This window comes from Actinacidiphila paucisporea (genome assembly GCF_900142575.1).
Lineage (GTDB): Bacteria > Actinomycetota > Actinomycetes > Streptomycetales > Streptomycetaceae > Actinacidiphila > Actinacidiphila paucisporea.
The window spans coordinates 78,047-102,435 of sequence record NZ_FRBI01000013.1 but is presented as its reverse complement, the minus strand read 5'-3'; the positions used below and the strand labels follow the sequence as shown (position 1 = coordinate 102,435).

General features: G+C 72.3%; 24 protein-coding genes and 1 riboswitch. Of the genes, 15 read left to right on the top strand and 9 right to left on the bottom strand.

Going from position 1 to position 24,389, the window contains the following annotated elements:
- Positions 1–48: 48 nt before the first annotated feature.
- From dprA to BUE44_RS20285, 3 genes are all read left to right on the top strand, one after another.
- Positions 49–1,200: a DNA-processing protein DprA gene (gene dprA / locus BUE44_RS20295; RefSeq protein ID WP_073500491.1), complete on the top strand. Its 1,152-nt coding sequence runs from the start codon at positions 49–51 to the stop codon at positions 1,198–1,200.
- Positions 1,201–1,483: 283 nt separating this feature from the next.
- Positions 1,484–2,320 (top strand): RNA polymerase sigma factor WhiG, encoded by an 837-nt coding sequence (gene whiG / locus BUE44_RS20290; RefSeq protein ID WP_073500388.1) that lies wholly within the window; start codon positions 1,484–1,486, stop codon positions 2,318–2,320.
- 54 nt (positions 2,321–2,374) lie between these two features.
- Complete coding sequence (locus BUE44_RS20285; RefSeq protein ID WP_073500387.1) at positions 2,375–2,932, top strand: TetR/AcrR family transcriptional regulator; 558 nt, start codon at positions 2,375–2,377, stop codon at positions 2,930–2,932.
- A 43-nt stretch (positions 2,933–2,975) separates the two neighbouring features.
- On the opposite strand, the gene BUE44_RS20280 is transcribed toward BUE44_RS20285, so the two are convergent.
- Complete coding sequence (locus BUE44_RS20280; RefSeq protein ID WP_073500386.1) at positions 2,976–3,533, bottom strand: murein hydrolase activator EnvC family protein; 558 nt, start codon at positions 3,531–3,533, stop codon at positions 2,976–2,978.
- Between the two features lie 265 nt (positions 3,534–3,798).
- On the opposite strand from BUE44_RS20280, the gene rpsB reads away from it, so the two are divergent.
- The 10 genes from rpsB to BUE44_RS20230 all read left to right on the top strand — a co-directional run bounded on the left by rpsB (position 3,799) and on the right by BUE44_RS20230 (position 14,260).
- Positions 3,799–4,737, top strand: coding sequence for a 30S ribosomal protein S2 (gene rpsB, locus BUE44_RS20275; protein WP_073500385.1), 939 nt, complete (start codon positions 3,799–3,801; stop codon positions 4,735–4,737).
- Between the two features lie 109 nt (positions 4,738–4,846).
- Positions 4,847–5,683, top strand: a complete 837-nt coding sequence (gene tsf, locus BUE44_RS20270; protein ID WP_073500384.1) for a translation elongation factor Ts — start codon at positions 4,847–4,849, stop codon at positions 5,681–5,683.
- Positions 5,684–5,869: 186 nt separating this feature from the next.
- Complete coding sequence (gene pyrH / locus BUE44_RS20265; protein ID WP_200804466.1) at positions 5,870–6,652, top strand: UMP kinase; 783 nt, start codon at positions 5,870–5,872, stop codon at positions 6,650–6,652.
- 34 nt (positions 6,653–6,686) lie between these two features.
- Positions 6,687–7,244, top strand: a complete 558-nt coding sequence (gene frr, locus BUE44_RS20260) for a ribosome recycling factor (protein WP_073500489.1) — start codon at positions 6,687–6,689, stop codon at positions 7,242–7,244.
- An 82-nt stretch (positions 7,245–7,326) separates the two neighbouring features.
- Positions 7,327–8,328, top strand: coding sequence for a phosphatidate cytidylyltransferase (locus BUE44_RS20255; RefSeq protein WP_073500383.1), 1,002 nt, complete (start codon positions 7,327–7,329; stop codon positions 8,326–8,328).
- 65 nt (positions 8,329–8,393) lie between these two features.
- Positions 8,394–9,515 (top strand): 23S rRNA (adenine(2503)-C(2))-methyltransferase RlmN, encoded by a 1,122-nt coding sequence (gene rlmN, locus BUE44_RS20250; protein ID WP_073500382.1) that lies wholly within the window; start codon positions 8,394–8,396, stop codon positions 9,513–9,515.
- A 62-nt stretch (positions 9,516–9,577) separates the two neighbouring features.
- Positions 9,578–9,707: riboswitch (TPP riboswitch) on the top strand.
- The gene (locus tag BUE44_RS20245) at positions 9,701–10,828 is read left to right on the top strand and encodes a thiamine ABC transporter substrate-binding protein (RefSeq protein ID WP_073500381.1); all 1,128 of its coding nucleotides are present in this window, start codon (positions 9,701–9,703) and stop codon (positions 10,826–10,828) included. Its footprint overlaps the riboswitch before it by 7 nt.
- A 106-nt stretch (positions 10,829–10,934) precedes the next feature.
- Positions 10,935–12,542: an ABC transporter permease gene (locus BUE44_RS20240; RefSeq protein ID WP_073500488.1), complete on the top strand. Its 1,608-nt coding sequence runs from the start codon at positions 10,935–10,937 to the stop codon at positions 12,540–12,542.
- A 59-nt stretch (positions 12,543–12,601) separates the two neighbouring features.
- Positions 12,602–13,618 carry an ABC transporter ATP-binding protein gene (locus BUE44_RS20235; RefSeq protein ID WP_073500487.1) on the top strand — a complete coding sequence of 339 codons (1,017 nt, stop codon included), beginning with the start codon at positions 12,602–12,604 and terminating at the stop codon, positions 13,616–13,618.
- A 162-nt stretch (positions 13,619–13,780) separates the two neighbouring features.
- Complete coding sequence (locus BUE44_RS20230) at positions 13,781–14,260, top strand: VOC family protein (protein WP_073500380.1); 480 nt, start codon at positions 13,781–13,783, stop codon at positions 14,258–14,260.
- A gap of 26 nt (positions 14,261–14,286) precedes the next feature.
- On the opposite strand, the gene BUE44_RS20225 is transcribed toward BUE44_RS20230, so the two are convergent.
- The 6 genes from BUE44_RS20225 to BUE44_RS20205 form a co-directional block, all read right to left on the bottom strand.
- Positions 14,287–15,399, bottom strand: a complete 1,113-nt coding sequence (locus BUE44_RS20225) for an LOG family protein (RefSeq protein ID WP_073500379.1) — start codon at positions 15,397–15,399, stop codon at positions 14,287–14,289.
- A 26-nt stretch (positions 15,400–15,425) separates the two neighbouring features.
- Positions 15,426–16,547: a hypothetical protein gene (locus BUE44_RS20220; protein ID WP_073500378.1), complete on the bottom strand. Its 1,122-nt coding sequence runs from the start codon at positions 16,545–16,547 to the stop codon at positions 15,426–15,428.
- On the bottom strand, positions 16,541–16,672 hold the full coding sequence (locus BUE44_RS39300; protein WP_265737163.1) for a hypothetical protein: 132 nt from the start codon (positions 16,670–16,672) through the stop codon (positions 16,541–16,543). Before BUE44_RS39300 ends, BUE44_RS20220 begins: the two co-directional genes overlap by 7 nt.
- A complete protein-coding gene (locus BUE44_RS20215; RefSeq protein WP_073500377.1) occupies positions 16,669–17,397 on the bottom strand; it encodes an ABC transporter ATP-binding protein in 729 nt (242 codons plus the stop codon). The genes BUE44_RS39300 and BUE44_RS20215 overlap by 4 nt, the downstream gene beginning before the upstream one ends.
- Before the next feature lie 214 nt (positions 17,398–17,611).
- The gene (locus tag BUE44_RS20210; protein ID WP_073500376.1) at positions 17,612–18,973 is read right to left on the bottom strand and encodes an aspartate aminotransferase family protein; all 1,362 of its coding nucleotides are present in this window, start codon (positions 18,971–18,973) and stop codon (positions 17,612–17,614) included.
- A gap of 2 nt (positions 18,974–18,975) precedes the next feature.
- Positions 18,976–19,437, bottom strand: coding sequence for an Lrp/AsnC family transcriptional regulator (locus BUE44_RS20205; protein ID WP_073500375.1), 462 nt, complete (start codon positions 19,435–19,437; stop codon positions 18,976–18,978).
- Between the two features lie 220 nt (positions 19,438–19,657).
- Between BUE44_RS20205 and BUE44_RS20200 the strand changes: the two genes are divergently transcribed.
- A complete protein-coding gene (locus tag BUE44_RS20200) occupies positions 19,658–21,091 on the top strand; it encodes a gamma-aminobutyraldehyde dehydrogenase (RefSeq protein ID WP_073500374.1) in 1,434 nt (477 codons plus the stop codon).
- Between the two features lie 70 nt (positions 21,092–21,161).
- Here the strand turns inward: BUE44_RS20200 and BUE44_RS20195 are convergent, their stop codons facing one another.
- On the bottom strand, positions 21,162–21,842 hold the full coding sequence (locus BUE44_RS20195; protein WP_073500373.1) for a glycerophosphodiester phosphodiesterase: 681 nt from the start codon (positions 21,840–21,842) through the stop codon (positions 21,162–21,164).
- On the bottom strand, positions 21,833–22,870 hold the full coding sequence (locus tag BUE44_RS20190; protein ID WP_073500372.1) for an adenosine deaminase: 1,038 nt from the start codon (positions 22,868–22,870) through the stop codon (positions 21,833–21,835). The genes BUE44_RS20195 and BUE44_RS20190 overlap by 10 nt, the downstream gene beginning before the upstream one ends.
- A 282-nt stretch (positions 22,871–23,152) precedes the next feature.
- Here BUE44_RS20190 and BUE44_RS20185 point away from each other — a divergent pair, with 282 nt between their 5' ends.
- The gene (locus BUE44_RS20185; protein WP_073500371.1) at positions 23,153–24,385 is read left to right on the top strand and encodes a polyamine ABC transporter substrate-binding protein; all 1,233 of its coding nucleotides are present in this window, start codon (positions 23,153–23,155) and stop codon (positions 24,383–24,385) included.
- The last annotated feature ends 4 nt before the right edge of the window (positions 24,386–24,389 follow it).

The window sequence follows — 24,389 nt, the reverse complement described above, 5'->3', positions numbered from 1 at the left end:
CGGCGGTTCTACGGGAGTGGAGGAGAGGGCGGGGAGGCCGCCCAAGGGCTGGGGGAGTGGATCGGGTGGGAGGAGCGGCTGGGCAGGGCGGCGCTGACGCGAATCGCCGAACCGGGGGACGAGGTGATGGGGCGCGCGGTGCGGGACCTCGGGGTGCAGGAGGCGTTGCGGGCCGCACGCGGTGGGCGGCCGCTGCCGGGGGCCAGTCCGCGGCGGACGGCGTCCTATGAACGGCGGGCCGCCCGTGCGGACCCGGTGGCCGACCTGGCCGCGGCCCACCGGGCGGGGGCGCGCTTCGTCTGCCCGGGGGACGGCGACTGGCCGGGGCAGCTCGACGACCTGGGGCCGCAGCGCCCCATCGGGCTGTGGGTGCGGGGGCGGCCGTCGCTGCGGCTGTGGGCGCTGCGGTCGGTCGCGGTGGTCGGCGCCAGGGCCTGCACGGACTACGGCGCCCACATGGCGGCCGGGCTCGGCGCGGGGCTGGCCGGGGCGGGCTGGGTAGTGGTCTCCGGTGCCGCCTACGGGGTGGACGGCGTGGTGCACCGCAGCGCCCTGGCGGCGGGCGGCGCGACCGTCGGGGTGGTGGCGTGCGGGGTGGACGTGCCGTATCCGCCGGGCAACGCCCAGCTGATCGGGCAGATCGCCGAGCGCGGGCTGCTGGTCGGCGAGTTGCCACCCGGCGACCACCCGACCAGAAGCCGCTTCGTGCTGCGCAACCGGGTCATCGCCGCCCTGACCCGCGGCACGGTGGTGGTGGAGGCGCGCTACCGGAGCGGCTCGCTGATCACCGCCCGCCGGGCGGCGGCGATGGGCCGGGTGACCATGGGGGTGCCGGGGCCGTGCACCAGCGGGCTGTCGGAAGGGGTGCACGAACTGCTGCGCGGGGGTGCGGCGGTGGTGACCGACGCGGCCGAGGTCGTGGAGCTGGTCGGCGAGATCGGCGCCGACCTCGCACCGCTGCGGCGCGGCCCGGTGCTGCCCCGCGACCTGCTCAGCCCGGCGGCGGCCCAGGTGCTGGAAGCGATGCCCGGCCGGGGCGCCGCGGACGAGCGGCGGATCGCCGACGCCGCCGGGACCACCTGCGACGACACGCTGAGCAGGCTCTACGAATTGCAGGCGCTCGGCTTCGTCGAACGGCAGGACGGGAGGTGGCAATTGGTCCGTACCGCACGGGATGACCGTGCACGGCACCCCGGTTGACGTGACCGGTACACCATCAGGTGACAGCGGAAGCCCGCGACCTGCGGTGATCGCGGGGCGCGCACTTCGGGCCCCGGCCGCGCACCATGATGGCCGGATGCGGACGTTCGGCGGCCCCCGCGCCGGACCCCGTGAGCCGGCCCGGCGCCCACGCACCCGTAGAGGAACGTATCTGCGCATGTCCCATACGGATGATGTAGCAATAAGCGACACTATGGTCACGCTACGCTCTCGGAGGCTCGATTTCCCGTCCACGTCACGGCAGAACGGCGCACAACGACGCATGCCCCAGTACACCCCCGGGTCCGAACGGGCGACGGCCGCGACCACCGCCCCCGCCACCCCTCGGCCCGCCGCCCCCACGTCGCTCGACGCGCTGTGGCGGACCTACAAGTCCACGGGGGACGCGCGGCTGCGCGAGCAGTTGATCCTGCACTACTCGCCGCTGGTGAAGTACGTGGCGGGCCGGGTCAGCGTGGGACTTCCGGCCAATGTCGAGCAGGCCGACTTCGTGTCGTCCGGGGTGTTCGGGCTGATCGACGCGATCGAGAAGTTCGACCCGGACCGGGCGATCAAGTTCGAGACCTACGCCATCACCCGGATCCGCGGCGCCATGATCGACGAACTGCGGGCGCTGGACTGGATCCCGCGCTCGGTGCGGCAGAAGGCCAGGGCGGTGGAGCGCGCCTACGCGACCCTGGAGGCCAAGCTCCGCCGCACCCCCAGCGAGCCCGAGGTGGCCGCCGAGATGGGCGTCGGCCTGGAGGAACTGCACGGCGTCTTCAGCGCGCTGTCGCTGGCCAACGTGGTGGCGCTGGAGGAGTTGCTGCACGTCGGAGCCGACAGCGGCGACCGGCTCAGCCTGGTGGACACCCTGGAGGACACCGGCGCCGACAACCCGGTCGAGGTCGCCGAGGACCGCGAGCTGCGCCGGCTGCTCGCCCGCGCCGTCAACACCCTGCCGGAGCGCGAGAAGACCGTGGTCACCCTCTATTACTACGAGGGCCTGACGCTGGCCGAGATCGGTCAGGTGCTGGGCGTCACCGAGAGCAGGGTCAGCCAGATCCACACCAAGTCGGTGCTTCAACTACGGGCAAAGCTCGCCGACGTCGGCCGGTGAGGGCGCCTGCGCACTGTCTACAGTGGTGGGATGCCCAGGATTCGAGCGGCCTCGGTGGCCGAACACCGCACGATGCAGCGCCGGGCCCTGCTGGACGCCGCCCGATCCCTCCTCTCCGAAGGCGGCACCGAGGCGCTGACCTTCCCGGCCCTGGCCGAGCGGACCGGGCTGGCACGCTCGTCGGTCTATGAGTACTTCCGCTCCCGGGCCGCCGTGGTCGAGGAGCTGTGCGCGGTCGACTTCCCGGTCTGGGCGGCCGAGGTGGAGGCCGCGATGGAGGCCGCGGACTGCGCCGAGGCCCGCATCGAGGCGTATGTCCGCAGCCAGCTGGCGCTGGTCGGGGACCGCAGGCACCGCGCGGTCGCGGCGATCTCCGCCGGCGAGCTCGACCCCGGCGCCCGGGAGAAGATCCGCGCCGCGCACGGCGGGCTGGCGGCCATGGTGGTCGAGGCCCTGTCCGACCTCGGCCACGACGAGCCGCGGCTGACCGCGATGCTGCTGCAGGGCGTCGTCGACGCGGCCGTCCGCCGGATCGAACTGGGCGCCGCCGAGGACCCCGAGCGGATCACCCGGGCCGCGATAACCATGGCCCTGCACGGCGTCACCGGCTGACCCCCGCACCTCCCGCACCGCCCCGCCCGCACGCGGGGGCGGCTCACCCCGGCACCGCGACGCCGTAGACGGGCAGCAGCCGCGACGGACCCGGGCGGCGTATCCACGCGGGCAGCAGAGACAGCGGATCCAGGTAGACGTCACCGGCCGCCTCCGAGCGCAGCAGCCCCCAGTGCAGGCAGCCTCCCGGGCAGTGCGCGAGCCCGCCGTCCAGCACGCCGACCCGCTGCCCGGCCGCTACCCGGGCGCCCACCGGCACCGTCGCCCGCACCGGCTCGTAGCTGATCCGCAGGGCGGGGTCGATCCGCAGCACCAGCACGCCCGTGCCGCCGACCTGCCCGGCGAAGACCACCTCACCCGGCGCCGCCGCCCGCACGGCCGCCCCCGGGCCCGCCCGCAGGTCGACCCCGCGATGCCCGGCCCCCCACGCCGTCGCGGGCGGCTCGAAGGCCCGCAGCACCACCGGCCGCCCCCGCGGGCCCTGCCCCGACACGGGCCAGCTGCGCCCGCCGGTGCCGCCGCCGGGCGCGGCGGAGGGGAGGCCGCCGGCGCCGGCCAGCAGCGCCGCGATCATCGTGAACCACATCGTCGTGAATGCCATGACATGACGATCCCGCATTCCGCCGCTGAAAGATGATCATGGTCGCGGCCTGTGGATAACTCGGGTGTCGCCGGTGGCTCCACCGGTCCCGTACACTTTCTCTGGCGATCCGGGTCACCGGGTCGACTTCGCACGCCCCGCCACCCACCCCCTTCCCAGGGACGGTGGCCGCGCCCCTCGGTCCCTCGTGGCACGGCGCGTCGGGGCGTCAGGCGCGACCGCCGTCCGGCGGCCGCGGTAACCGAGTACATCAAGGAGTACGGCCATGGCCGTCGTCACGATGCGGGAGCTGCTCGAGAGCGGCGTCCACTTCGGGCACCAGACCCGCCGCTGGAACCCGAAGATGAAGCGCTTCATCTTCACCGAGCGCAACGGCATCTACATCATCGACCTGCTCCAGTCGCTGTCGTACATCGACCGCGCCTACGAGTTCGTCAAGGAGACCGTCGCGCACGGCGGCTCCATCATGTTCGTCGGTACGAAGAAGCAGGCGCAGGAGGCCATCGCGGAGCAGGCCTCGCGCGTCGGCATGCCCTACGTCAACCAGCGCTGGCTGGGCGGCATGCTCACCAACTTCTCGACCGTCTACAAGCGCCTGCAGCGCCTCAAGGAGCTCGAGGAGATCGACTTCGCGGATGTGGCCGCGTCCGGCCTCACCAAGAAGGAGCTGCTGGTCCTCTCCCGCGAGAAGGACAAGCTGGAGAAGACCCTCGGCGGCATCCGCGAGATGCAGAAGGTGCCGAGCGCGGTGTGGATCGTCGACACCAAGAAGGAGCACATCGCCGTCGGTGAGGCGCGCAAGCTCCGCATCCCGGTGGTCGCGATCCTGGACACCAACTGCGACCCCGACGAGGTCGACTACAAGATCCCGGGCAACGACGACGCGATCCGCTCCGTCACGCTGCTCACCCGCGTGATCGCCGACGCCGTCGCCGAGGGCCTGATCGCCCGCTCCGGTGCCGCGGTGGGCGACAAGAAGCCCGAGGGCGCCCCGGCGGAGCCGCTGGCCGAGTGGGAGCGTGACCTGCTCGAAGGCGAGAAGAAGGCCGACGACGCGACCGAGGCGCCCGCCGCCGAGGCCCCCGCGGCCGAGGCTCCCGCTGAGGACGCGCCGGCCGCAGAGGCGCCCGCCGCCGAAGCCCCCGCGACCGAGGCTCCCGCCGAGGACGCGCCGGCCGCCGAGGGCGACGCCGAGCAGGCCTGACCAGAGGCCGGCGGCGCACAGCCGCCGGACACGCGTGACGACGGCGGGGGCCGATGCCCCCGCCGTCCACCCGTAGATCCACCGACCATTCGGGAAGAGACTCAAACCCATGGCGAACTTCACCGCCGCTGACGTCAAGAAGCTCCGCGAGCTGACCGCCGCGGGCATGATGGACTGCAAGAACGCCCTTGTGGAGGCCGAAGGCGACCTGGACAAGGCCGTCGAGATCCTTCGGGTCAAGGGCCAGAAGGGTGTCACCAAGCGCGAGGGCCGCTCGGCCTCCAACGGCGCTGTGGTCTCCCTGATCGCCGACGACAACTCCGAGGGCGTCCTGGTCGAGCTGAAGTGCGAGACCGACTTCGTCGCCAAGGGCGACAAGTTCGTCGCCGTCGCCGACGCCGTCGCCGCCCACGTGGCGAGCACCAAGCCGGCCGACATCGACGCGCTGCTCGGCTCCGAGATCAAGCCCGGCCAGACCGTGCAGGCCTTCGTCGACGAGGCGAACGCCACCCTCGGCGAGAAGATCGTGCTGGACCGCTTCGCGCAGTTCTCCGGCGGCTACGTGGCCTCCTACCTGCACCGCACCAGCCCGGACCTGCCCCCGCAGGTCGGCGTGCTGGTCGAGCTGGACAAGGCCGACGCGCAGACCGCCAAGGACGTCGCGCAGCACATCGCCGCCTTCGCGCCGAAGTACCTGACCCGCGACGAGATCGACGCGGAGACCGTCGAGAACGAGCGGCGGGTCGCCGAGGCCACCGCCCGCGAGGAGGGCAAGCCCGACGCCGCCCTGCCGCGTATCGTCGAGGGCAGGGTGAACGGCTTCTTCAAGGAGAACGTCGTCCTGGAGCAGGCGTTCGCCAAGGACGCCAAGAAGACCGTCCAGAAGGTGCTCGACGAGGCCGGCGTGACGCTGAAGCGCTTCGCCCGCTTCCGCGTCGGCGTCTGACCGCAACGCCCACCGGCCGGGTACCGGCTTCCGCCGGGCAGCGAACGACCGGCGGCCCCGCTAGGGTCGTATGCGGTCGGTCGCCCGCCGGCCGGCCGCAGATGTGACAAGGAGGCCATTGCCGTACCGGGAACCCACAAGGACCCACGGCAATGGCCTCCTTTGTACGTGCACGAGGAGACCTCCATGACCGAAGGCGCCGAACAGGCTCCGACCACCGCATCCGCCGCCGACGGCAGCGGTGGCCCGCGCCGCCGCTTCCTGCTCAAGCTGTCCGGCGAGGCCTTCGCCGGCGGCGGCGGTCTCGGCGTCGACCCCGACGTGGTGCACGCCATCGCCCGCGAGGTCGCCGCCGTCGTCGCCGACGGCTACGAGATCGCCCTTGTCGTCGGCGGCGGCAACTTCTTCCGCGGCGCGGAACTGCAGCAGCGCGGTATGGACCGCGCCCGCTCCGACTACATGGGCATGCTCGGCACCGTCATGAACTGCCTGGCGCTCCAGGACTTCCTGGAGAAGGAGGGCGTCGAGACCCGGGTGCAGACCGCGATCACCATGGGTCAGGTCGCGGAGCCGTACATCCCGCTGCGGGCCGTACGGCATCTGGAGAAGGGCCGCGTGGTGATCTTCGGCGCGGGTATGGGAATGCCGTACTTCTCCACCGACACCACCGCCGCGCAGCGCGCACTGGAAATCGACGCGGCAGCGTTGCTGATGGGCAAGAACGGGGTGGACGGCGTCTACGACTCCGACCCCAAGCTGAACCCGGCCGCGGTCAAGTTCGACGCACTGGAGTACGGCGAGGTCATCGCCCGCGACCTGCGGGTCGCCGACCTCACCGCGATCACTCTGTGCCAGGACAACAAGCTGCCGATCCTGGTGTTCGAGCTGCTCGCCGAGGGCAACATCGCGCGAGCGGTCAAGGGTGAGAAGATCGGCACGCTGGTCAACACCCACGGCACCCGGGACTAGCCGCAACCCGCCATCTGAATACCAGGAGCACATGGTGATTGAAGAAACCCTCCTCGAAGCCGAGGAGAAGATGGAGAAGGCCGTCGTCGTCGCCAAGGACGACTTCGCGGCGATCCGCACCGGCCGTGCGCACCCGGCGATGTTCAACAAGATCGTGGCCGAGTACTACGGCACCGTCACGCCGATCAACCAGCTGGCGTCCTTCGCGGTGCCCGAGCCGCGGATGGCGGTGATCACCCCCTTCGACAACACCAGCCTGCGCAACATCGAAGAGGCGATCCGCAACTCCGACCTCGGCGTCAACCCGAGCAACGACGGCCGCATCATCCGGGTGGTCTTCCCGCAGCTGACCGAGGAGCGCCGGCGGGAGTACATCAAGGTCGCCAAGACCAAGGGCGAGGACGCCAAGATCTCCATCCGCAGCATCCGCCGCAAGGCGAAGGAGACCCTGGACAAGTTCGTCAAGGACGGCGACACCGGCGAGGACGAGGTGCGCCGCGCCGAGAAGGAGCTGGACGACACCACCGCGAAGTACGTCGCCCAGGTCGACGAACTGCTCAAGCACAAGGAGACGGAGCTGCTGGAGGTCTGACCTCCCGGCCTGATCGCCGCACCTGCCGCCCGACCCATTCCCGGCTCTCACGACCCCCGACGACGACGCGAGGCGAAGCTCAGTGAACGACTCTTCCTGGGGCGCTTCGCCACGCGCCGGTCACTGGGGAGCGCCCGAGGAAACGGTCACGGCCACGGCCACGGCGGGTTCCGTCGCGGAAACCGGCACCAGCAGGAAGACTCCTCCCATGCCACCGCCACCCCTGGCCTCGGCGCCCCAGCCGCCGCAGCAGCCGGCTCCCGCGAAGAAGTCCGCCGGGCGGAACCTGCAGGCCGCGATAGGGGTCGGGGTCGGGCTCGGCGTGGTCATCGTCGCATCGCTCTTCATCGTCAAGGCGGTCTTCGTCGGCGTCGTCGCGGTCGCGGTGCTGGTCGGCGTCTGGGAGCTGACCTCCCGGCTCGCCGAGCGCAAGGGCATCCGCGTCCCCCTGATCCCGCTCGCGGTCGGCGGCGTGGCCATGGTGGTGGCCGGCTACCTGCGCGGCGCGGACGGCGCCTGGGTGGCCATGGCGCTGACCTGCCTGGCCATCCTGGTCTGGCGGATGACCGAACCCCCGCACGACTACCTCAAGGACGTCACCGCGGGCGTCTTCGCCACCTTCTACGTCCCCTTCCTCGCCACCTTCGTGGTGATGATGCTCGCCGCGGACGACGGCCCCCGCCGGGTGCTGGTCTTCCTGCTGCTCACCGTGATCAGCGACACCGGCGCCTACGCGGTCGGCTGGCGCTTCGGCAGCCACAAGCTCGCCCCGCGCATCAGCCCCGGCAAGACCCGCGAGGGCCTGCTCGGCGCCATCGCCTTCGCCATGGTCGCGGGCGCCCTGCTCATGCAGTACGTCATCGACGACGGCCACTGGTGGCAGGGCCTGCTGCTCGGCCTGGCCGCCGCTCTCAGCGCCACCCTGGGCGACCTCGGCGAGTCCATGATCAAGCGCGACCTCGACATCAAGGACATGGGCACCCTGCTCCCGGGCCACGGCGGCATCATGGACCGCCTCGACAGCCTCCTGCCGACCGCCCCGGTGGTCTGGCTCCTCCTGGTCGCCTTCGTCGGCAAGGGCTAGCCTCTCCGGGCGCCTTCCTGCCTCCGTCGAACGGTTCTCCCGCGGGATGCGACACTGGTTGCATCATGCCTGCACCCGGAGAACTGACTTTCGCCGTGCCGCGCGGGGCCAAGAAGCCCCCGCGGCATCTTGCCGACCTCTCGCCCGCCGAGCGACGTGAGGCGGTGGCAGCGCTCGGGGAGAAGCCCTTCCGGGCCAAGCAGCTGTCGCAGCACTACTTCGCGCGGTTCGCCGACGACCCGGCGGCCTGGACGGACATCCCCGCCGCGGCCCGCGGCAGGCTCGCCGAGGACCTGCTGCCCGAGCTGATGACCGTGGTGCGGCACGCGTCGTGCGACGACGGCGACACCCGCAAGACGCTGTGGAAGCTCTTCGACGGGACGCTCGTCGAGTCGGTGCTGATGCGCTACCCGGACCGGGTCACGATGTGCATCTCGTCACAGGCCGGCTGCGGCATGAACTGCCCCTTCTGCGCCACCGGCCAGGCCGGCCTGGACCGGAACCTGTCGACCGCCGAGATCGTGCACCAGATCGTGGCCGGCATGAGGTCGCTGCGCGACGGTGAGGTGCCCGGGAGCGCGGGCTCCGCAGATGCCGCGCGGCTGTCGAACATCGTCTTCATGGGCATGGGCGAGCCGCTGGCCAACTACAAGCGGGTCGTCGGCGCCATCCGCCGGCTCACCGACCCCGAGCCGGACGGGCTCGGCCTGTCGCAGCGCGGCATCACCGTGTCCACGGTGGGCCTGGTGCCGGCGATGTACCGCTTCGCGGACGAGGGCTTCAAGTGCCGCCTCGCGGTGTCGCTGCACGCCCCCGACGACGAGCTGCGCGATACCCTCGTGCCGGTCAACACCCGCTGGAAGGTCCGCGAGGTGCTGGACGCGGCCTGGCACTACGCCGAGGTCTCCGGCCGCCGGATCTCGATCGAGTACGCGCTGATCCGCGACGTGAACGACCAGGCGTGGCGTGCCGACCGGCTGGGCAGGCTCCTGAAGAACCACCGCGTGCACGTCAACCTGATCCCGCTCAACCCGACGCCCGGCTCCAAGTGGACCGCGTCCCGGCCCGAGGACGAGCGGGCGTTCGTGGCCGCGCTCGAAGCGCACGGCGTGCCCGTGACCGTGCGGGACACCCGCGGCCAGGAGATCGACGGCGCCTGCGGGCAGTTGGCGGCGGCCGAGCGCTGACCTGCTGCTATCGTACGGTCGGCGACCGGCGGAAGGCATGGCGTCGTACGGTCGACAACAGAACATTCCGACAGGGGAGCGCCTGCGACGGCGCTGAGAGTGCGGCGAGGGACCGGAAGTCGAGGTCTCAGGCCGCAGACCCTCCCACCTGATCCGGGTCATACCGGCGTAGGGAGTCATCGCAGATGAGAAACACCTCGCGGCGTGCCGTCGGCGCGCTCGTCCTTGCCACCGCCGCGGCGACCGTGCTGGCCGCCTGCGGCGGCGACTCGCAGGACAAGTCCAAGGGCACCACGGGTAGCGGCGCCACCGGGGGCGGCTCCAGGACCGTCACCCTGGTCAGCCACGACTCCTTCGCCGCGTCGAAGTCGGTGCTCGCCGAATTCACCAAGGAGACCGGCTACACGGTCAAGGTGCTGCGCGGCGGGGACGCGGGCGCGGCCGTCAACCAGGCCATCCTCACCAAGGACCACCCGCGCGGCGACGTCTTCTTCGGCGTCGACAACACCCTGCTCTCCCGGGCTCTCGACAACGGCCTGTTCACGCCGTACAAGGCCAAGGACCTCGGCCAGGTCCCCGCCGACGTGCAGCTCGACGCGGCACAGCACCGGGTCACCCCGATCGACTCGGGCGACGTCTGCGTCAACTACGACCGGGCCTATTTCACCGGCCACCACCTGGCGCCGCCGCAGACCTTCGCCGACCTGGTCAAGCCGGCGTACAAGAACCTGCTCGTCACCGAGAACGTGTCGACGTCCTCGCCGGGCCTGGCCTTCCTGCTGGGCAGCGCCGCCACCTTCGGCGACGCCGGGGGCAGCGGGGGATGGCAGGGGTACTGGAAGCAGCTCAAGAGCAACGGCGTCGAGGTCGTCGACAGCTGGGAGCAGGCCTACAACGACCGCTTCTCCGGCTCCTCGGCCGGCAAGCAGGCCAAGGGCGACCGGCCGCTGGTGGTCTCTTACGCCTCCAGCCCGCCCGCCGAGGTCGTCGGCGTCACCCCCGAGCCGGCCCAGTCACCCGTAGGGGTGGCCACCGGCACCTGCTTCCGGCAGATCGAGTTCGCCGGGCTGCTGCACGGGGCGAAGAACACCGCGGGCGGCCGGGCGCTGATCGACTTCATGCTGAGCAAGACCTTCCAGCAGGACATGCCGCTGCAGATGTACGTCGACCCGGTGCGCAAGGACGCGGTCGAGCCGCCGGTCTTCGTCAAATACGGCGCGAAGATCGCGCACCCCACGACGCTCCCGCCCGAGAAGATCGCCGCCAAGCGCGACGACTGGGTCAGCGCGTGGAACGCGATCGTCCTGAAGTGAGCGCGCGGTGAGCGCGCTGCGGACGGTCGACGACCGCGGCGCCCGCAAGGCCGGCGGCCCCCAGGCCGGCGCCGGCGGGCGCCGGGCGGCCGTGCGTGCCGCCCTGATGGCGCTCCCGCTGCTGTTCTTCGCGGCCTTCTTCGCCTATCCGGTGGCGGCGATCGTCACTCGCGGCCTGCACCAGGGCGGCAGCTGGCAGTTCGGCCGGTTCGCCGACGTGCTCGGTGACCCCGGCATCCGCCATGTGCTGTGGTTCACCTGCTGGCAGGCCGCCGCGTCCACCGCGCTCACCCTGCTGGTCGCGCTGCCCGGCGCCTACGCCTTCGCCCGCCTCGACTTCCCCGGCCGCCGGCTGCTGCGCGCGGTCGTCACGGTGCCCTTCGTGCTGCCGACCGTCGTCGCCGGCTCCGCCTTCCTGGCCCTGCTCGGCCCCGACGGCTTCACCGACTCGCTGGTCGGGGTGCGGCTCGACACGAGCGTGTGGGCGATCCTGATCGCCCACGTCTTCTTCAACTACGCCGTCGTGGTCCGCACCGTCGGCGGCCTGTGGGCGCAGCTCGACCCGGCGCAGGAGGAGGCCGCCAGGATGCTCGGCTCCTCCCGGCTCGCCGCCTGGCGGCGGGTGACGCTGCCCGCGCTCGGACCGTCGGTGGCCGCGGCCGCCCTGATGGTCTTCCTCTTCACCTTCACCTCCTTCGGCGTGATCCAGATCCTCGGCGGTCCGACCCGCTCCACTCTCGAAGTGGAGATCTACCGGCAGACCGCGGAGGTCTTCGACCTGCCGACCGCCGCCGTGCTGACGCTGCTGCAATTCGCCGCGGTCATCGCGATCCTGGTCCTGCACGGCTGGACGGTCCGCCGCCGGGAGTCCGTGCTGCGGCTGGTCGACCCGGCCATGACCGCACACCGGCCGCGCGGCGCGGGCGAGCGGGCGCTGCTCGGCGGTGTGCTCGCGGTGATCGGGCTGGTCATCCTGCTGCCGCTCGGGGTGCTCGTGGCCCGCTCCTTCGACACGCCCAGCGGCTACGGCCTGGCCTTCTACCGGGCGCTCGGCTCCACCGACGGCGGCACCTTCAGCGTCGCCCCCTGGCAGACCGTGGGCAATTCGCTGCGCTTCGCCGCCATTGCCACCGTCATCGCGCTGACCGTCGGCGGGCTGGCCGCGGCTGCGCTGGTGCGCAGGGCAGGGCGGCTGGTCCGCGGCTTCGACGCGCTGCTGATGCTGCCGCTGGGCACCTCCGCCGTCACCGTCGGCTTCGGCTTCCTGATCGCGCTCGACAAGCCCCCGCTGGACCTGCGCGACTCCTGGCTGCTGGTGCCGCTCGCCCAGGCACTGGTCGGCACGCCCTTCGTGGTGCGGGTGATGCTGCCGGTGCTGCGGGCGGTCGACGAGCGGCTGCGCGAGGCCGCGGCGGTGCTCGGCGCGTCACCGTGGCGAGTCTGGCGCGAGGTGGAAATGCCCATGGTTTCCCGAGCCGTGGCAATTGCCGCGGGTTTCGCCTTCGCCGTCTCGTTGGGCGAATTCGGCGCCACCGTCTTCATCGCCCGCCCCGACAACCCCACCCTGCCGGTCGCCGTCGCCCGGCTGCTGGGCCGGGCCGGGGCGCTCAACCACGGCCAGGCGATGGCCCTGAGCACCGTCCTGATGGGGGTCTGCGCCGCCTCGCTGCTGGCGCTCGAATCGCTGCGCACCACCGGATCGGGGGAATTGTGACCGCAAGAGCCGCCGCGGGCACCGGAGCACGTACCGCGCGGCACGCCGCTGACGGCGCGCTGCTCCGGCTGGACGCCGCCACCGTACGGTTCGGGGCGCGGACCGCGCTGGACGCCGTGGACCTGGACGTCGCCGAGCACGAGATCGTCAGCGTGCTGGGCCCCAGCGGCAGCGGCAAGTCCACCCTGCTGCGGGCCGTCGCGGGACTCACCGCGCTGGACGGCGGCCGGGTGCTGCTCGGCGGCGCCGACCAGCGCGACGTGCCGGCGCACCGCCGGGGGGTCGGGCTGATGTTCCAGGACCACCAGCTCTTCCCGCAGCGCGACGTCGGCGGCAATGTCGGCTTCGGGCCCCGGATGCACAAGGCGCCGCGCGAGCAGCGGCAGCGCCGGGTCGCCGAACTGCTCGACCTGGTCGGCCTGCCGGGCGCGCGGTCCCGGTCGGTCGCCACGCTGTCCGGCGGCGAGCAGCAGCGGGTCGCGCTGGCCCGCGCGCTGGCTCCCGAGCCGCGGCTGCTGATGCTGGACGAGCCGCTCGGCCAGCTCGACCGCTCGCTGCGCGAGCGCTTGGTTGTGGAGCTGCGGCAGCTCTTCGGCCGGCTCGGCACCACGGTGCTGGCCGTCACACATGACCAGGGCGAGGCCTTCGCGCTGGCCGACCGGGTGGTGCTGATGCGCGACGGCACGATCGCCCAGACCGGCACCCCGCTGGAGGTCTGGCAATATCCGGCCAGCGAGTTCGTCGCCCGCTTCCTCGGCTTCGAGAACATCACCGACGCCGTGGTCACCGATGGCGTCGCCGTCACCGACTGGGGCAGGCTGCCCGCGCCGGCCGGCGCCCCCGACGGGCCCTGCCGGCTGCTGGTCCGCCCGACCGGCGTCCTGCTGTCGGCGGAGGGCGTCCTGCGCTGCGAGGTGGCCGCCAGGACCTTCCGCGGCGGCCATGTGGCGGTGCGGGTGCGTCCCGAGCGCGGGCCGCTCCTCGAAGCGGAGTGCGCGCTGCGGGCCGCCCCGCGGGAGGGCGAGCGCGTGGGCGTCGCCTTCGACCCGGAGGACATCGTCGTCCTGCGCGGCTGACCGGTCCGGACGGCGCGACCTCGCGGCCGGACCGTCAGCCGCCGGACCGGGCCACCGCGGAAACCACCCGCATGGCACCGATGAGTTTCGGCGCCCCGATCCGTCCTATCTGCTGAATGGGCGAGGACGCCCTTTGGCCGACGAGAACCGGGAGCACACGCCATGCAGAAGATCACCACTTTCCTCTGGTACGACGACCAGGCGGGGGAGGCCGCGGCCTTCTACACCTCGCTCTTCGACGACTCGCGGATCGTCCGCGAGCAGCGGTACGGCGACTCGGGGCCCGGTGTTCCCGGCAGCGTGATGCTGGTGGAGTTCCAGCTGGCCGGACAGCGCTTCCTGGCACTGAACGGCGGCCCCCAGTTCACCTTCAACGAGGCCATGTCGCTGTCCGTGGACTGCGAGTCCCAGGAGGAGGTCGACCGCCTGTGGGCGGCACTGACGGAGAACGGCGGCGAGGAGGGGCCCTGCGGCTGGCTCAAGGACCGCTACGGCGTCTCCTGGCAGATCGTGCCCCGGCGGCTCGAAGAGCTCATCGCCGACCCCGTCCCTGCGAGGGCCGCGGCCGCGATGGCGTCGATGATGGCCATGAAGAAGATCGTGATCAAGGAGCTGGAGGACGCGGCCGCCGCCGCGGGCTGAGCGCGGCCGGCGGCCCCGCGGCTCCGCTACCTGTCCGCCAGCCGGGCCAGCGCGTCGGGCACCTCCGTCACCGACTCGACCAGCGCGATGCGCCAGGCCATCGGGTGGTCGCGGGCCAGCGCGCTCAGCAGCGGCCAGGCCGGCAGTTGCTCGGTCCAGTGCGCCCTGTCGACCAGCACCATGGGTGAGGGTTCGCCGCGCGAGGAGTAGTAGTTCGGGGTCGCCGCCTCGAAGATCTCCTGCACGGTGCCCGCCGCACCCGGCAGGAAGACCACGCCGGCATTGCAGCGCGCCAGCAGGGTGTCCTCGCGCACCGAGTTGGCGAAGAACTTCGCCACGTGGGAAGCGAAGGCGTTCGGCGGCTCGTGGCCGTAGAACCAGGTCGGCACCCCGAGCGAGGTGCCGCCCTCGGGCCAGCGCTCGCGGACCTCGAAGGCGGTCAGCGCCCACTCGCTCACCGACGGGCGGAAGGACGGCGCTCCGCCGAGCACCGACAGCGCCTTGCCGAGCATCACGTCCTCGTGCGGCGCGGCATAGGCGCCGAAATTCGCCGCCTCCATGGCGCCGGGCCCGCCGCCGGTGGCCACCGTCAGGCCGTCGCGGGCCAGGGTCCGGCCGAGCCGGGCGGCGCCCGCGTAGGCGTCGGTGCCGCGCTTCATGGCGTGGCCGCCCATCACGCCCACCACCCGGGCGCCCGCCAGGTGCTCGTCCAGGGCGTCGGTCACCGCGTCGTCGTGGATCGAACGCAGCATCGAGGCGAGGACGTCGCCGCTCGCCGCGGTCGACCGGAACCAGGCGTACGCCCGGGCGTCCGGCGTGTGCTCGTAGCCGCCGGCCAGGTCCGCGTACAGCTCCGAGGGGCTGTACAGCGTGGCCCGGTAGGGGTCGAAGGGCAGATGCGGGACCGGCGGGAAGACCAGCGCGCCGCCCGCCCTGACATGGGCGAGCGCCTGCGGCTCCATCGGGCAGCCGAGGAAGACGGCCTGCGTGGTGTCGGCGACCAGCAGGGCGAACGTACGGTCCGTCAGGTCGACGGCCTGGAGGCGGTATCCGGCGAAGGAGCCGCTGAGGGCGACCCGGTCGAACTCCTCCAGGGTCTCGATCTCGCGGACGGGCGGGGGCGTGGCATCGGCGGGCACGCCAGCACGATAGCCCGCCCGCCTGCTCACCGGGTCGCCGGTACGGTCGCGAGCCCCGCGACCACCGCCGTCAGGGGGACCGCGACCGCGAGCAGCACCCCGGCGCGCAGCGCGACCGCGCCCCGCAGCAGGGCCGGCGAGGCGCCCAGGTCGCGCAGCGCCGTGGTGGAGCGAGCCCTGGCACTCCTGGCCTCCAGCATCGCGGTGCCCGCGATCACCAGCACGGACGCACCGATCAGGGCCGCGGCGAAGGCGGTCAGCGGGCCCAACCGGTGGCCGACGCCGCTCTGCAGGTGGTAGACGGCCACGGCCGCCGTCGCCGTCGCGCACAGCAGGCCGACGGGACGGCCGATCCTGCGCGCCTCCTGCTGCATCGCCCGCCCGGCCAGCAGCCGCAGCGCGCCCGGGCGGTGCAGGGCGAGCAGCCGCCCGCACAGGTGCACCAGGCCGGGCCCGGCGACCACCATGCCGGCCGAGGCGACCAGCCATCCCGCGGCCGTCGCGGGCGACACGGAACCGAGGCCGCTGGGCAGCGGCAGCGTGTCCCCGCGCGGCGCGCCCACCTGTACGGCGAGCCCGACCGCGGTCAGCGCGACACCCCACGGCAGCCCCACGGGCGCGGCACCCGGCTTCGGCGCCCGCGGCTGCCACAGCCCGGCGGCGGCGACGCCCGCCGCCATCAGCGGCACCGCCGCCAGCAGCGTCGCGGCGCCCGCGACGGGCAGCCGGTGCCCGGCGCCGAGCACGCCGGACGCGGAGCCCGCGTAGGGCACACCGTCCAGGTCGCCGCGCAGGTAGAGGAAGACCAGCAGGGCGACCGCGCTGCCGGCGGCGCAGGCCAGCGCGGCGCCGGCGGCGCCGATCAGCACGGTCGCGGTCCTGCCGAGGCCGATCGCGGCGAGCCCCGGGCGGGGCCACCCCAGCGGCTGGGCGCGGCCGACCGTCGCGGCCAGCTGCACGGTCACCGCGACCGGCAGCAGGCACCACACCAGCCGCGCCCCGGCCCCGGCACCCGGCTGCGCACTTCCCAGCGCCCACCCGAGCGTGGACAGCAGCAGCAAGCCCGTACCGGCCGCCGCGGCGACCACGGTCAGCCACCGGCCCATGGCGCCCAACCAGGCCCCGCGCACCACCCGCCAGCTCAGCACGACGCCGCCCGGAAGTCGCAGGAGGTGCCGGGACCGGCGAAACCGCGCACCTGACCGCCCTCGTAGCCGTCGACCGGCTCCGCCTCGTGACCGCGCCCGCGCCCGCGGACGCTTCGCCGGGTCATGCGTTCGCCGGTGCGGGGTCGGGGGTCTCGCGGTCCTGGGGGGCCACCGCCTGGTCGCAGCGGCCGTCGCGCAGGGTCAGCGTGCGGTCGGTGTAGGCGGCGGTGCCCGGGTCGGTGCCGGCCAGGACCACCGTCACGCCGTGGGAGCGGGCCGCGCTGGTGAGGGTGCGCAGCACCTGGGCTCGGTCGGCGTGGTGCAGGGGGGCGGCCGGGTCGTCGGCGAAGACCACGGCGGGCACCGCGACCAGGGCGCGGGCGACCGCGACGCGCTGGCACTCCGACTGGAGCAGCGCGCCGGGGCGCTTGCGGGCGGCGGCGCCGATGTCGAGGCGTTCGAGCCATTCCTGGGCCTTGGCGCGGGCGGCCCGTGACCTGACGCCGCGCATCAGCAGCGGCAGCGCCGCGTTCTCCCACGCGGTCAGCTCGGGCAGCAGGTGCGGCTCGCTGCCGACCCAGCCGAAGCGCTCCCTGCGCAACTGGTCGCGGGCGGCGGCGCCCAGCGTGTTCACGGGTGCGCCGTTGAACCACACCTCGCCCTGGTCGGGCACCAGCTGTCCCGACAGGCAGCGCAACAGCGTCGTCTTGCCGCTGCCGCGCGGCCCGACCACACCGAGGATCTCTCCTTCGCGCACCGCGACCGAGACGCCGAGCAGGGCCGGCGAGCCCCGGTGGGAGTGGCGCAGGGTGCGGGCGAAGAGCACGTCGTTGTCGGGCGGGGCCACCATGCCGTTCCTCCGCGAGTCGTCCCCCCGGCGGCAGGCGGCGGTGTGTCGCCGACGCCGGGGAGTGGGCGGTCACTCCCCGGCACCGTAGGCAGGCGGTGGCCGCCTAGGCCCGCAGGCGCGTCGGCCGGCCGGACCGATCCGTCCGTACGGGTGAGGTCCTTACGGGTGAGGTCCGTACGGGTGAGGTCCGTACGGGTCGGCGCGGCCGCCGGCCTCACAGCTTCGTCCAGGCCTCCGTCAGCACCGTGCGCAGGATGCCCTCGATCTCGTCGAAGAGCGCCTGGTCGCTGATCAGCGGCGGGGCGAGCTGGACGACCGGGTCGCCGCGGTCGTCGGCGCGGCAGTACAGGCCGTTGTCGTAGAGCGCCTTGGACAGGAAGCCGTACAGGACGCGCTCGGTCTCCTCGTCGGTGAAGGTCTCCTTGGTGGCCTTGTCCTTGACCAGCTCGATGCCGTAGAAGAAGCCGTTGCCGCGGACGTCGCCGACGATCGGCAGGTCGCGCAGCCGGTCCAGCGTGCCGAGGAAGCCGGCCTCCGTGTCCAGCACGTGCTGGTTGAGGCCCTCGCGGTCGAAGATGTCGAGGTTGGCCAGCGCGACCGCGGCCGACACCGGGTGGCCGCCGAAGGTGTAGCCGTGCAGGAAGGTGTTGCCGCCGCGGTAGAAGGGCTCGGCGATCCGGTCGGAGACGATGCAGGCGCCGATGGGCGAGTAGCCGGACGTCATGCCCTTGGCGCAGGTGATCATGTCCGGCACGTAGCCGAACTTCTCGCAGCCGAACATCGTGCCGAGCCGGCCGAAGGCGCAGATCACCTCGTCGGAGACCAGCAGCACGTCGTAGGTGTCGCAGATCTCGCGCACCCGCTGGAAGTAGCCGGGCGGCGGCGGGAAGCAGCCGCCGGCGTTCTGCACGGGTTCGAGGAAGACCGCGGCGACCGTGTCGGCCCCCTCGAAGAGGATCTGCTGCTCGATCTGGTCCGCCGCCCAGCGGCCGAAGGCCTCCGGGTCGTCGCCGTGCAGCGGCGCCCGGTAGATGTTGGTGTTGGGCACCTTGCGGGCGCCCGGCACCAGCGGCTCGAAGGGCGCCTTGAGCGCGGGCAGCCCGGTGATGGACAGCGCGCCCTGCGGGGTGCCGTGGTAGGCGACGGCCCGTGAGATGACCTTGTACTTCGTGTGGTTGCCGGTCAGCTTGTGATACTGCTTCGCCAGTTTCCACGCCGTCTCGACGGCCTCGCCGCCGCCGGTGGTGAAGAAGACCTTGTTCAGGTCGCCCGGCGCGTAGTGCGCCAGCCGCTCGGCCAGTTCCACGGCCTTGGGGTGGGCGTAGCTCCACACCGGGAAGAAGGCCAGCTCCTGCGCCTGCTTGTACGCGGTCTGCGCCAGCTCGTGCCGCCCGTGGCCGGCGTTGACCACGAAGAGGCCGGACAGGCCGTCGATGTAGCGCTTGCCGCGGTCGTCGTAGATGTACGTGCCTTCGCCGCGCACGATGGTCGGCACGGGGGCGTTCTCGTAGTCCGACATGCGGGTGAAGTGCATCCACAGGTGGTCGTACGCCGTCTTCGACAGGTCTGCGCTCATGGCTATCTGGTTCCCCAGGTGTAGGTCTGCTTGCGGAGCTTGAGGTAGACGAAGCTTTCGGTGGAGCGCACGCCGGGCAGTGCGCGGATGCGTTTGTTGATCAGCTCCAGCAGGTGGTCGTCGTCCTCGCAGACGATCTCGGCCAGCAGGTCGAAGGAGCCCGCGGTGATCACCACGTACTCCACCTCGTCCAGCGCCGCCAGGGCCTCGGCGACCGGGTCGATGTCGCCCTCGACGGTGATGCCGACCATCGCCTGCCGGCGGAATCCCACGGTGAGCGGGTCGGTGACCGCGACGATCTGCATGACACCCTGGTCGAGCAGCTTCTGCACCCGCTGCCGCACCGCGGCCTCCGACAGGCCCACGGCCTTGCCGATCGCCGCGTAGGGGCGGCGGCCGTCCTCCTGGAGCTGCTCGATGATCGCCTTCGACACCGCGTCTATCGACGGCGCCCCGCCGTTCATGTCACGTGTGGCCACGCGCCCCACTGTGCAGGAGAGGTCGACGGTCCCGCAAGCCCCGCACGATGAAATTCGTCGCTGAGCCCTGCCCTGGATACCGATTCGGTTGTCGGTGGGAGTTGGGTATGTCGAATACGGCAGTCCTGCGACTAAGCTGGGAGCTGTCTCAGTGCGTGGACATCCGACAGAGCACCATGACCCGGACGACCAGGGAGCAATCGCCGTGACCGAACTCCGTAATCTGCGCAACTACATCGACGGAGAATTCCGCGCGGCCGCGGACGGCCGCACCACCGAGGTGGTCAATCCGGTGACCGGCCTGGCCTATGCCACCGCGCCGCTGTCCGGCGCCGACGACGTCGACGCGGCCATGGCCGCGGCCGCCGCGGCATTCCCCGGCTGGCGCGACACCACACCGTCGGACCGGCAGAAGGCGCTGCTGCGGATCGCCGACGCGATCGAGGAGCGCGCCGCCGAGATCGTCGCGGTCGAGAGCGAGAACACCGGAAAGCCGATCGGCCTGACCACGAGCGAGGAGATCCCGCCGATGGTCGACCAGATCCGCTTCTTCGCCGGTGCGGCGCGGATGCTGGAGGGCCGCTCCGCGGGGGAGTACATGGAGGGGATGACCTCCATGGTCCGGCGCGAGCCGGTCGGGGTCTGCGCGCAGGTGGCGCCCTGGAACTACCCGATGATGATGGCGGTCTGGAAGTTCGCGCCCGCCATCGCCGCGGGCAACACGGTGGTGCTCAAGCCGTCCGACACCACCCCGGCGTCCACCGTGCTGCTCGCCGAGATCGTGGGCGAGCACCTGCCCAAGGGCGTCTTCAACGTCATCTGCGGCGACCGTGACACCGGCCGGCTGATGGTCGAGCACCCGGTGCCCGCGATGGCCTCGATCACCGGCTCGGTCAGGGCCGGCATGGAGGTCGCGGGGTCCGCCGCCAAGGACCTCAAGCGGGTCCACCTCGAACTGGGCGGCAAGGCCCCCGTGGTGGTCTTCGAGGACGTCGACATCCCGCGCGCCGTCGAGGACATCGCGGTGGCCGGCTACTTCAACGCCGGCCAGGACTGCACCGCAGCCACCCGCGTCCTGGTGCACGAGTCGATCCACGCCGAATTCACCGCCGCCCTCGCCAAGGCCGCCGCCGACACCAAGACCGGCCGGCCCGACGACGAGGACGTCCTCTACGGCCCGCTCAACAACGCCACCCAGCTCGACCAGGTCAGCGGCTTCATCGAGCGGCTCCCCGCGCACGCCAGGATCGAGACCGGCGGCCACCGCGTCGGCGAGCAGGGCTACTTCTACGCGCCCACCGTCGTCTCCGGGCTGCGGCAGGACGACGAGATCATCCAGCGCGAGGTCTTCGGGCCGGTCATCACCGTGCAGTCCTTCACCGACGAGGAGCAGGCCCTCACCTGGGCCAACGGCGTCGACTACGCGCTGGCGTCATCGGTGTGGACCAAGGACCACGCCCGCGCGATGCGGATGTCCAAGCGGCTGGACTTCGGCTGCGTCTGGATCAACACCCACATCCCGCTGGTCGCCGAGATGCCGCACGGCGGCTTCAAGCAGTCCGGCTACGGCAAGGACCTGTCCGGCTACGGCTTCGAGGACTACACGCGGATCAAGCACGTGATGACGTCGCTGGACTAGGCGGTCCCCGCAGGGGCGCTCCCCGTGCCGCCGGGCACGGGGTGCCCCGTCAGCCGTCAGCCGTCAGCCGTCACCCATCACCCGTCAGGCGCTGCAGCGCGGTCAGGCGGTTGGTGGTGACCGCGTCGGCGCCCAGCGCCAGCAGGCGGCGCATCGAGCGCCGCCAGTCGGCGGTCCAGGCCGCCACCAGCAGGCCGTGCTCGCGGGCGTAGGCGACGGTCGGCGGGTCGACCAGGCCGAAGCGCAGGTTCAGCCAGCGCGGCGCCACCTCGGCCAGCAGTGCGGGCGCGGGCCACGCCGACGTCTTCCAGGTCAGCGCGATCTCCGCGTCCGCGTCCGCGTCCCGCACGGCGCGCATGGCGGTCGCCCCGCCGCAGTAGTAGACCCGCTCACCGGCCCCCGCGGCGCGGACCGCGGCAAGCGTGGGGCCGACCTGCCCGGTGTCGGTGAGGTCGAGCAGCATCCGGCCGTGCGCGTGGCGGGCCAGCTCGGCGAGCGCGTCGCCCAGCGTCGGCACCGCCCCGCCGGTGAGCCGGCCGATCTCGTCGCGGGTCAGCCCGGCGACCGCCCGCGGGTGGCCCCACAGGCGGTCCAGTGACGGGTCGTGCAGCAGCACCGGCACCCCGTCCGAGGTCACCTGGACGTCGACCTCGACGGCGTCGGCGCCCTTGAGCAGCGCGGAGCGCACCGACGGCAGGGTGTTCTCGCGGTGCACGTACGGATCGCCCCGGTGGGCGACGGTCAGTGCCATGCGGCCGCGTACGCGTCGATCTCGGCGGCCAGCCGCGCCTTGCCGGGTGCGTCCAGGAACGACGCCTCGACCGCGTTCTTCGCCAGCCCCGCCACCCCGAGGTGGTCCAGCTCCAGGAGCCGGGCCGCGACCGCGTACTCGGTGTTCAGGTCGGTGCCGAACATCGGCGGGTCGTCGCTGTTGACCGTCACCAGCACGCCCGCCTCGACCATCTGCCGTATCGGGTGCTCGTCGAGCGTGGCGACCGCGCGGGTGGCGATGTTGGACGTCGGGCAGACCTCCAGCGGGATGCGGTGCTCGGCCAGGTGGTCGAGCAGCCGCGGGTCGCGGACCGCGCTGGTGCCGTGGCCGATCCGCTCGGCGCCCAGCTCGCGCAGCGCGTCCCAGATCGTCTCGGGCCCGGTGGTCTCCCCGGCGTGCGGCACACTGTGCAGCCCGGCGGCCCGCGCCCGGTCGAAGTACGGCTTGAACTGCGGCCTCGGCACGCCGATCTCCGGCCCGCCGAGCCCGAAGGAGACCAGGCCCTCGGGGCGCAGGTCGACCGCGAGCCGCAGGGTCTCCTCCGCCGAGGCGAGCCCCGCCTCGCCGGGGATGTCGAAGCACCAGCGCAGCGTCACGCCCAGCTCCGCCTCCGCCGCCTTGCGGGCGTCCTCGATCGCCGCCATGAAGTCCCGGTCGGGGATGCCGCGCCGCGTCGAGCTGTACGGCGTGACCGTCAGCTCGGCATAGCGCACGTTCTGCCGGGCCATGTCCCTGGCCACCTCGAAGGTGAGCAGCCGCACGTCCTCGGCGTCCCTGATCAGGTCGACCACCGACAGGTAGACGTCGATGAAGTGGGCGAAGTCCCGGAAGCTGAAGTAGTCGGCGAGCGCCGCCGGATCGGCCGGCACGGCCGAGTCCGGGTGCCGGGCGGCCAGCTCCGCCACGATCCGCGGTGAGGCGGACCCCACGTGGTGCACGTGCAGCTCGGCCTTGGGCAGCCCGGCGATGAAGGCGTCGAGGCCGCCTGCGGGAGCGCTGTCGGGCATGCGGGGTCCTCCTGGACAAGGGGTGCGGTCACGGCGGGGTGGTGCCGCTTCATCGTAGAACGGCCGCCGGCGGCCGCTCCGCGGCGGCCCCGGACCGGTCGAACGGGAGCCCCGGGCACAGATTTCGTCGCGTAACCAAATGGCAACAACGGAATCCCTTGTTGGAGGACGTCTCCTCTGTCAGGATCAGCCACCAATCCGGGCATTGGCCACGCTGTCGGGCGACCGGGCAGTGCTCGCCGATAACCCCCGCGAAGGCCCCGAGACCGGAGGGCGTCATCCATGGAGCAGTACGAGCCCCTGCCCCCGCCGCTGCGGGCGGCTCTGCGGCGCAGTATGAGCGGCGGACGTGCCGCGATGGGCCGGCGGACGCTGCTGCGCGCCGCGGGCCTCGGCGCGGTCGGCGCCGCGGGCCTGACCGCGTGCGGGATACCCGCGGCAGGCCGCACCGGCGACAGCGTCGCGTCCACCGACCACTCGGACCGGGAGAAGACGGTCGACTTCTCCAACTGGACCGAGTACGTCGACGTGTCGGACGACGGCAAGCACCGCCCGACCCTGGAGGCGTTCACCAGGCGCACCGGGATCAAGGTCAAGTACACCGAGGACATCAACGACAACGTCGAGTTCTTCGGCAAGATCAAGCCGCAGCTGTCCGCGGGCCAGGACACCGGGCGCGACCTGATGGTGCTCACCGACTGGCTGGCGGCCAGGATGATCCGGCTCGGCTGGGTCCAGCGGCTCGACCCCGCGCACCTGCCGCACGCCTTCGCCAACCTCGAACAGCGCTTCCGCAGCCCCGACTGGGACCCGGGCCGCGCCTACTCGTACCCCTGGCAGGGCATCGCGACCTGTATCGCCTACAACAAGAAGTCCACCAACGGCCGGGCGGTCACCTCGATCTCGCAGCTGCTGGACGACCCCGCGCTCAAGGGCCGGGTCGCGATGCTGTCCGAGATGCGCGACACCATCGGCATGACGCTGCTCGACATGGGCCACAAGCCGGAGACGGTCACCGACGACACCTACGACGCGGCGCTCGCCCGGGTCCAGAAGGCCGTCGACAGCCAGCAGATCCGCAAATTCACCGGCAACGACTACACCGACGGCCTGAGCAAGGGCGACATCGCGGCCTGCGTCGCCTGGGCGGGCGACCTGGTGCAACTGCGGGTCGACGACCCGGACATCGAGTACGTCTTCCCCGACGCGGGATTCCTCTTCTCGACCGACAACATGCTGATCCCCGCCAAGGCGCGGCACAAGACCAATGCCGAACGCCTCATCGACTACTACTACGAGCCGCAGGTCGCCGCCCAGGTGTCGGCGTACATCGCGTACGTGTGCCCGGTGTCCGGGGTCAAGCCGTACCTGGCGAAGATCGACCCGGCGCTCGCCACCAACCCGCTGATCCTCCCGGATGCCGCGATGGACGCCAAGTCGCACAGCTTCCGCTCCCTCAGCGAGGACGAGGACACCCGCTACGAGGAGAAGTTCTCCAAGCTCATCGGCGCCTGACCCG

What these genes read in the sequence shown, in the direction of transcription:
- whiG (WP_073500388.1), top strand. Translation starts at nt 1,484, where the DNA reads ATGCCCCAGTACACCCCCGGGTCCGAACGGGCGACGGCCGCGACCACC.
- BUE44_RS20280 (WP_073500386.1), bottom strand. Translation starts at nt 3,533, where the DNA reads ATGGCATTCACGACGATGTGGTTCACGATGATCGCGGCGCTGCTGGCC.
- rpsB (WP_073500385.1), top strand. Translation starts at nt 3,799, where the DNA reads ATGGCCGTCGTCACGATGCGGGAGCTGCTCGAGAGCGGCGTCCACTTC.
- tsf (WP_073500384.1), top strand. Translation starts at nt 4,847, where the DNA reads ATGGCGAACTTCACCGCCGCTGACGTCAAGAAGCTCCGCGAGCTGACC.
- pyrH (WP_200804466.1), top strand. Translation starts at nt 5,870, where the DNA reads ATGACCGAAGGCGCCGAACAGGCTCCGACCACCGCATCCGCCGCCGAC.
- rlmN (WP_073500382.1), top strand. Translation starts at nt 8,394, where the DNA reads ATGCCTGCACCCGGAGAACTGACTTTCGCCGTGCCGCGCGGGGCCAAG.
- BUE44_RS20245 (WP_073500381.1), top strand. Translation starts at nt 9,701, where the DNA reads ATGAGAAACACCTCGCGGCGTGCCGTCGGCGCGCTCGTCCTTGCCACC.
- BUE44_RS20240 (WP_073500488.1), top strand. Translation starts at nt 10,935, where the DNA reads ATGGCGCTCCCGCTGCTGTTCTTCGCGGCCTTCTTCGCCTATCCGGTG.
- BUE44_RS20230 (WP_073500380.1), top strand. Translation starts at nt 13,781, where the DNA reads ATGCAGAAGATCACCACTTTCCTCTGGTACGACGACCAGGCGGGGGAG.
- BUE44_RS39300 (WP_265737163.1), bottom strand. Translation starts at nt 16,672, where the DNA reads ATGACCCGGCGAAGCGTCCGCGGGCGCGGGCGCGGTCACGAGGCGGAG.
- BUE44_RS20215 (WP_073500377.1), bottom strand. Translation starts at nt 17,397, where the DNA reads ATGGTGGCCCCGCCCGACAACGACGTGCTCTTCGCCCGCACCCTGCGC.
- BUE44_RS20210 (WP_073500376.1), bottom strand. Translation starts at nt 18,973, where the DNA reads ATGAGCGCAGACCTGTCGAAGACGGCGTACGACCACCTGTGGATGCAC.
- BUE44_RS20205 (WP_073500375.1), bottom strand. Translation starts at nt 19,437, where the DNA reads ATGAACGGCGGGGCGCCGTCGATAGACGCGGTGTCGAAGGCGATCATC.
- BUE44_RS20195 (WP_073500373.1), bottom strand. Translation starts at nt 21,842, where the DNA reads ATGGCACTGACCGTCGCCCACCGGGGCGATCCGTACGTGCACCGCGAG.
- BUE44_RS20190 (WP_073500372.1), bottom strand. Translation starts at nt 22,870, where the DNA reads ATGCCCGACAGCGCTCCCGCAGGCGGCCTCGACGCCTTCATCGCCGGG.
- BUE44_RS20185 (WP_073500371.1), top strand. Translation starts at nt 23,153, where the DNA reads ATGGAGCAGTACGAGCCCCTGCCCCCGCCGCTGCGGGCGGCTCTGCGG.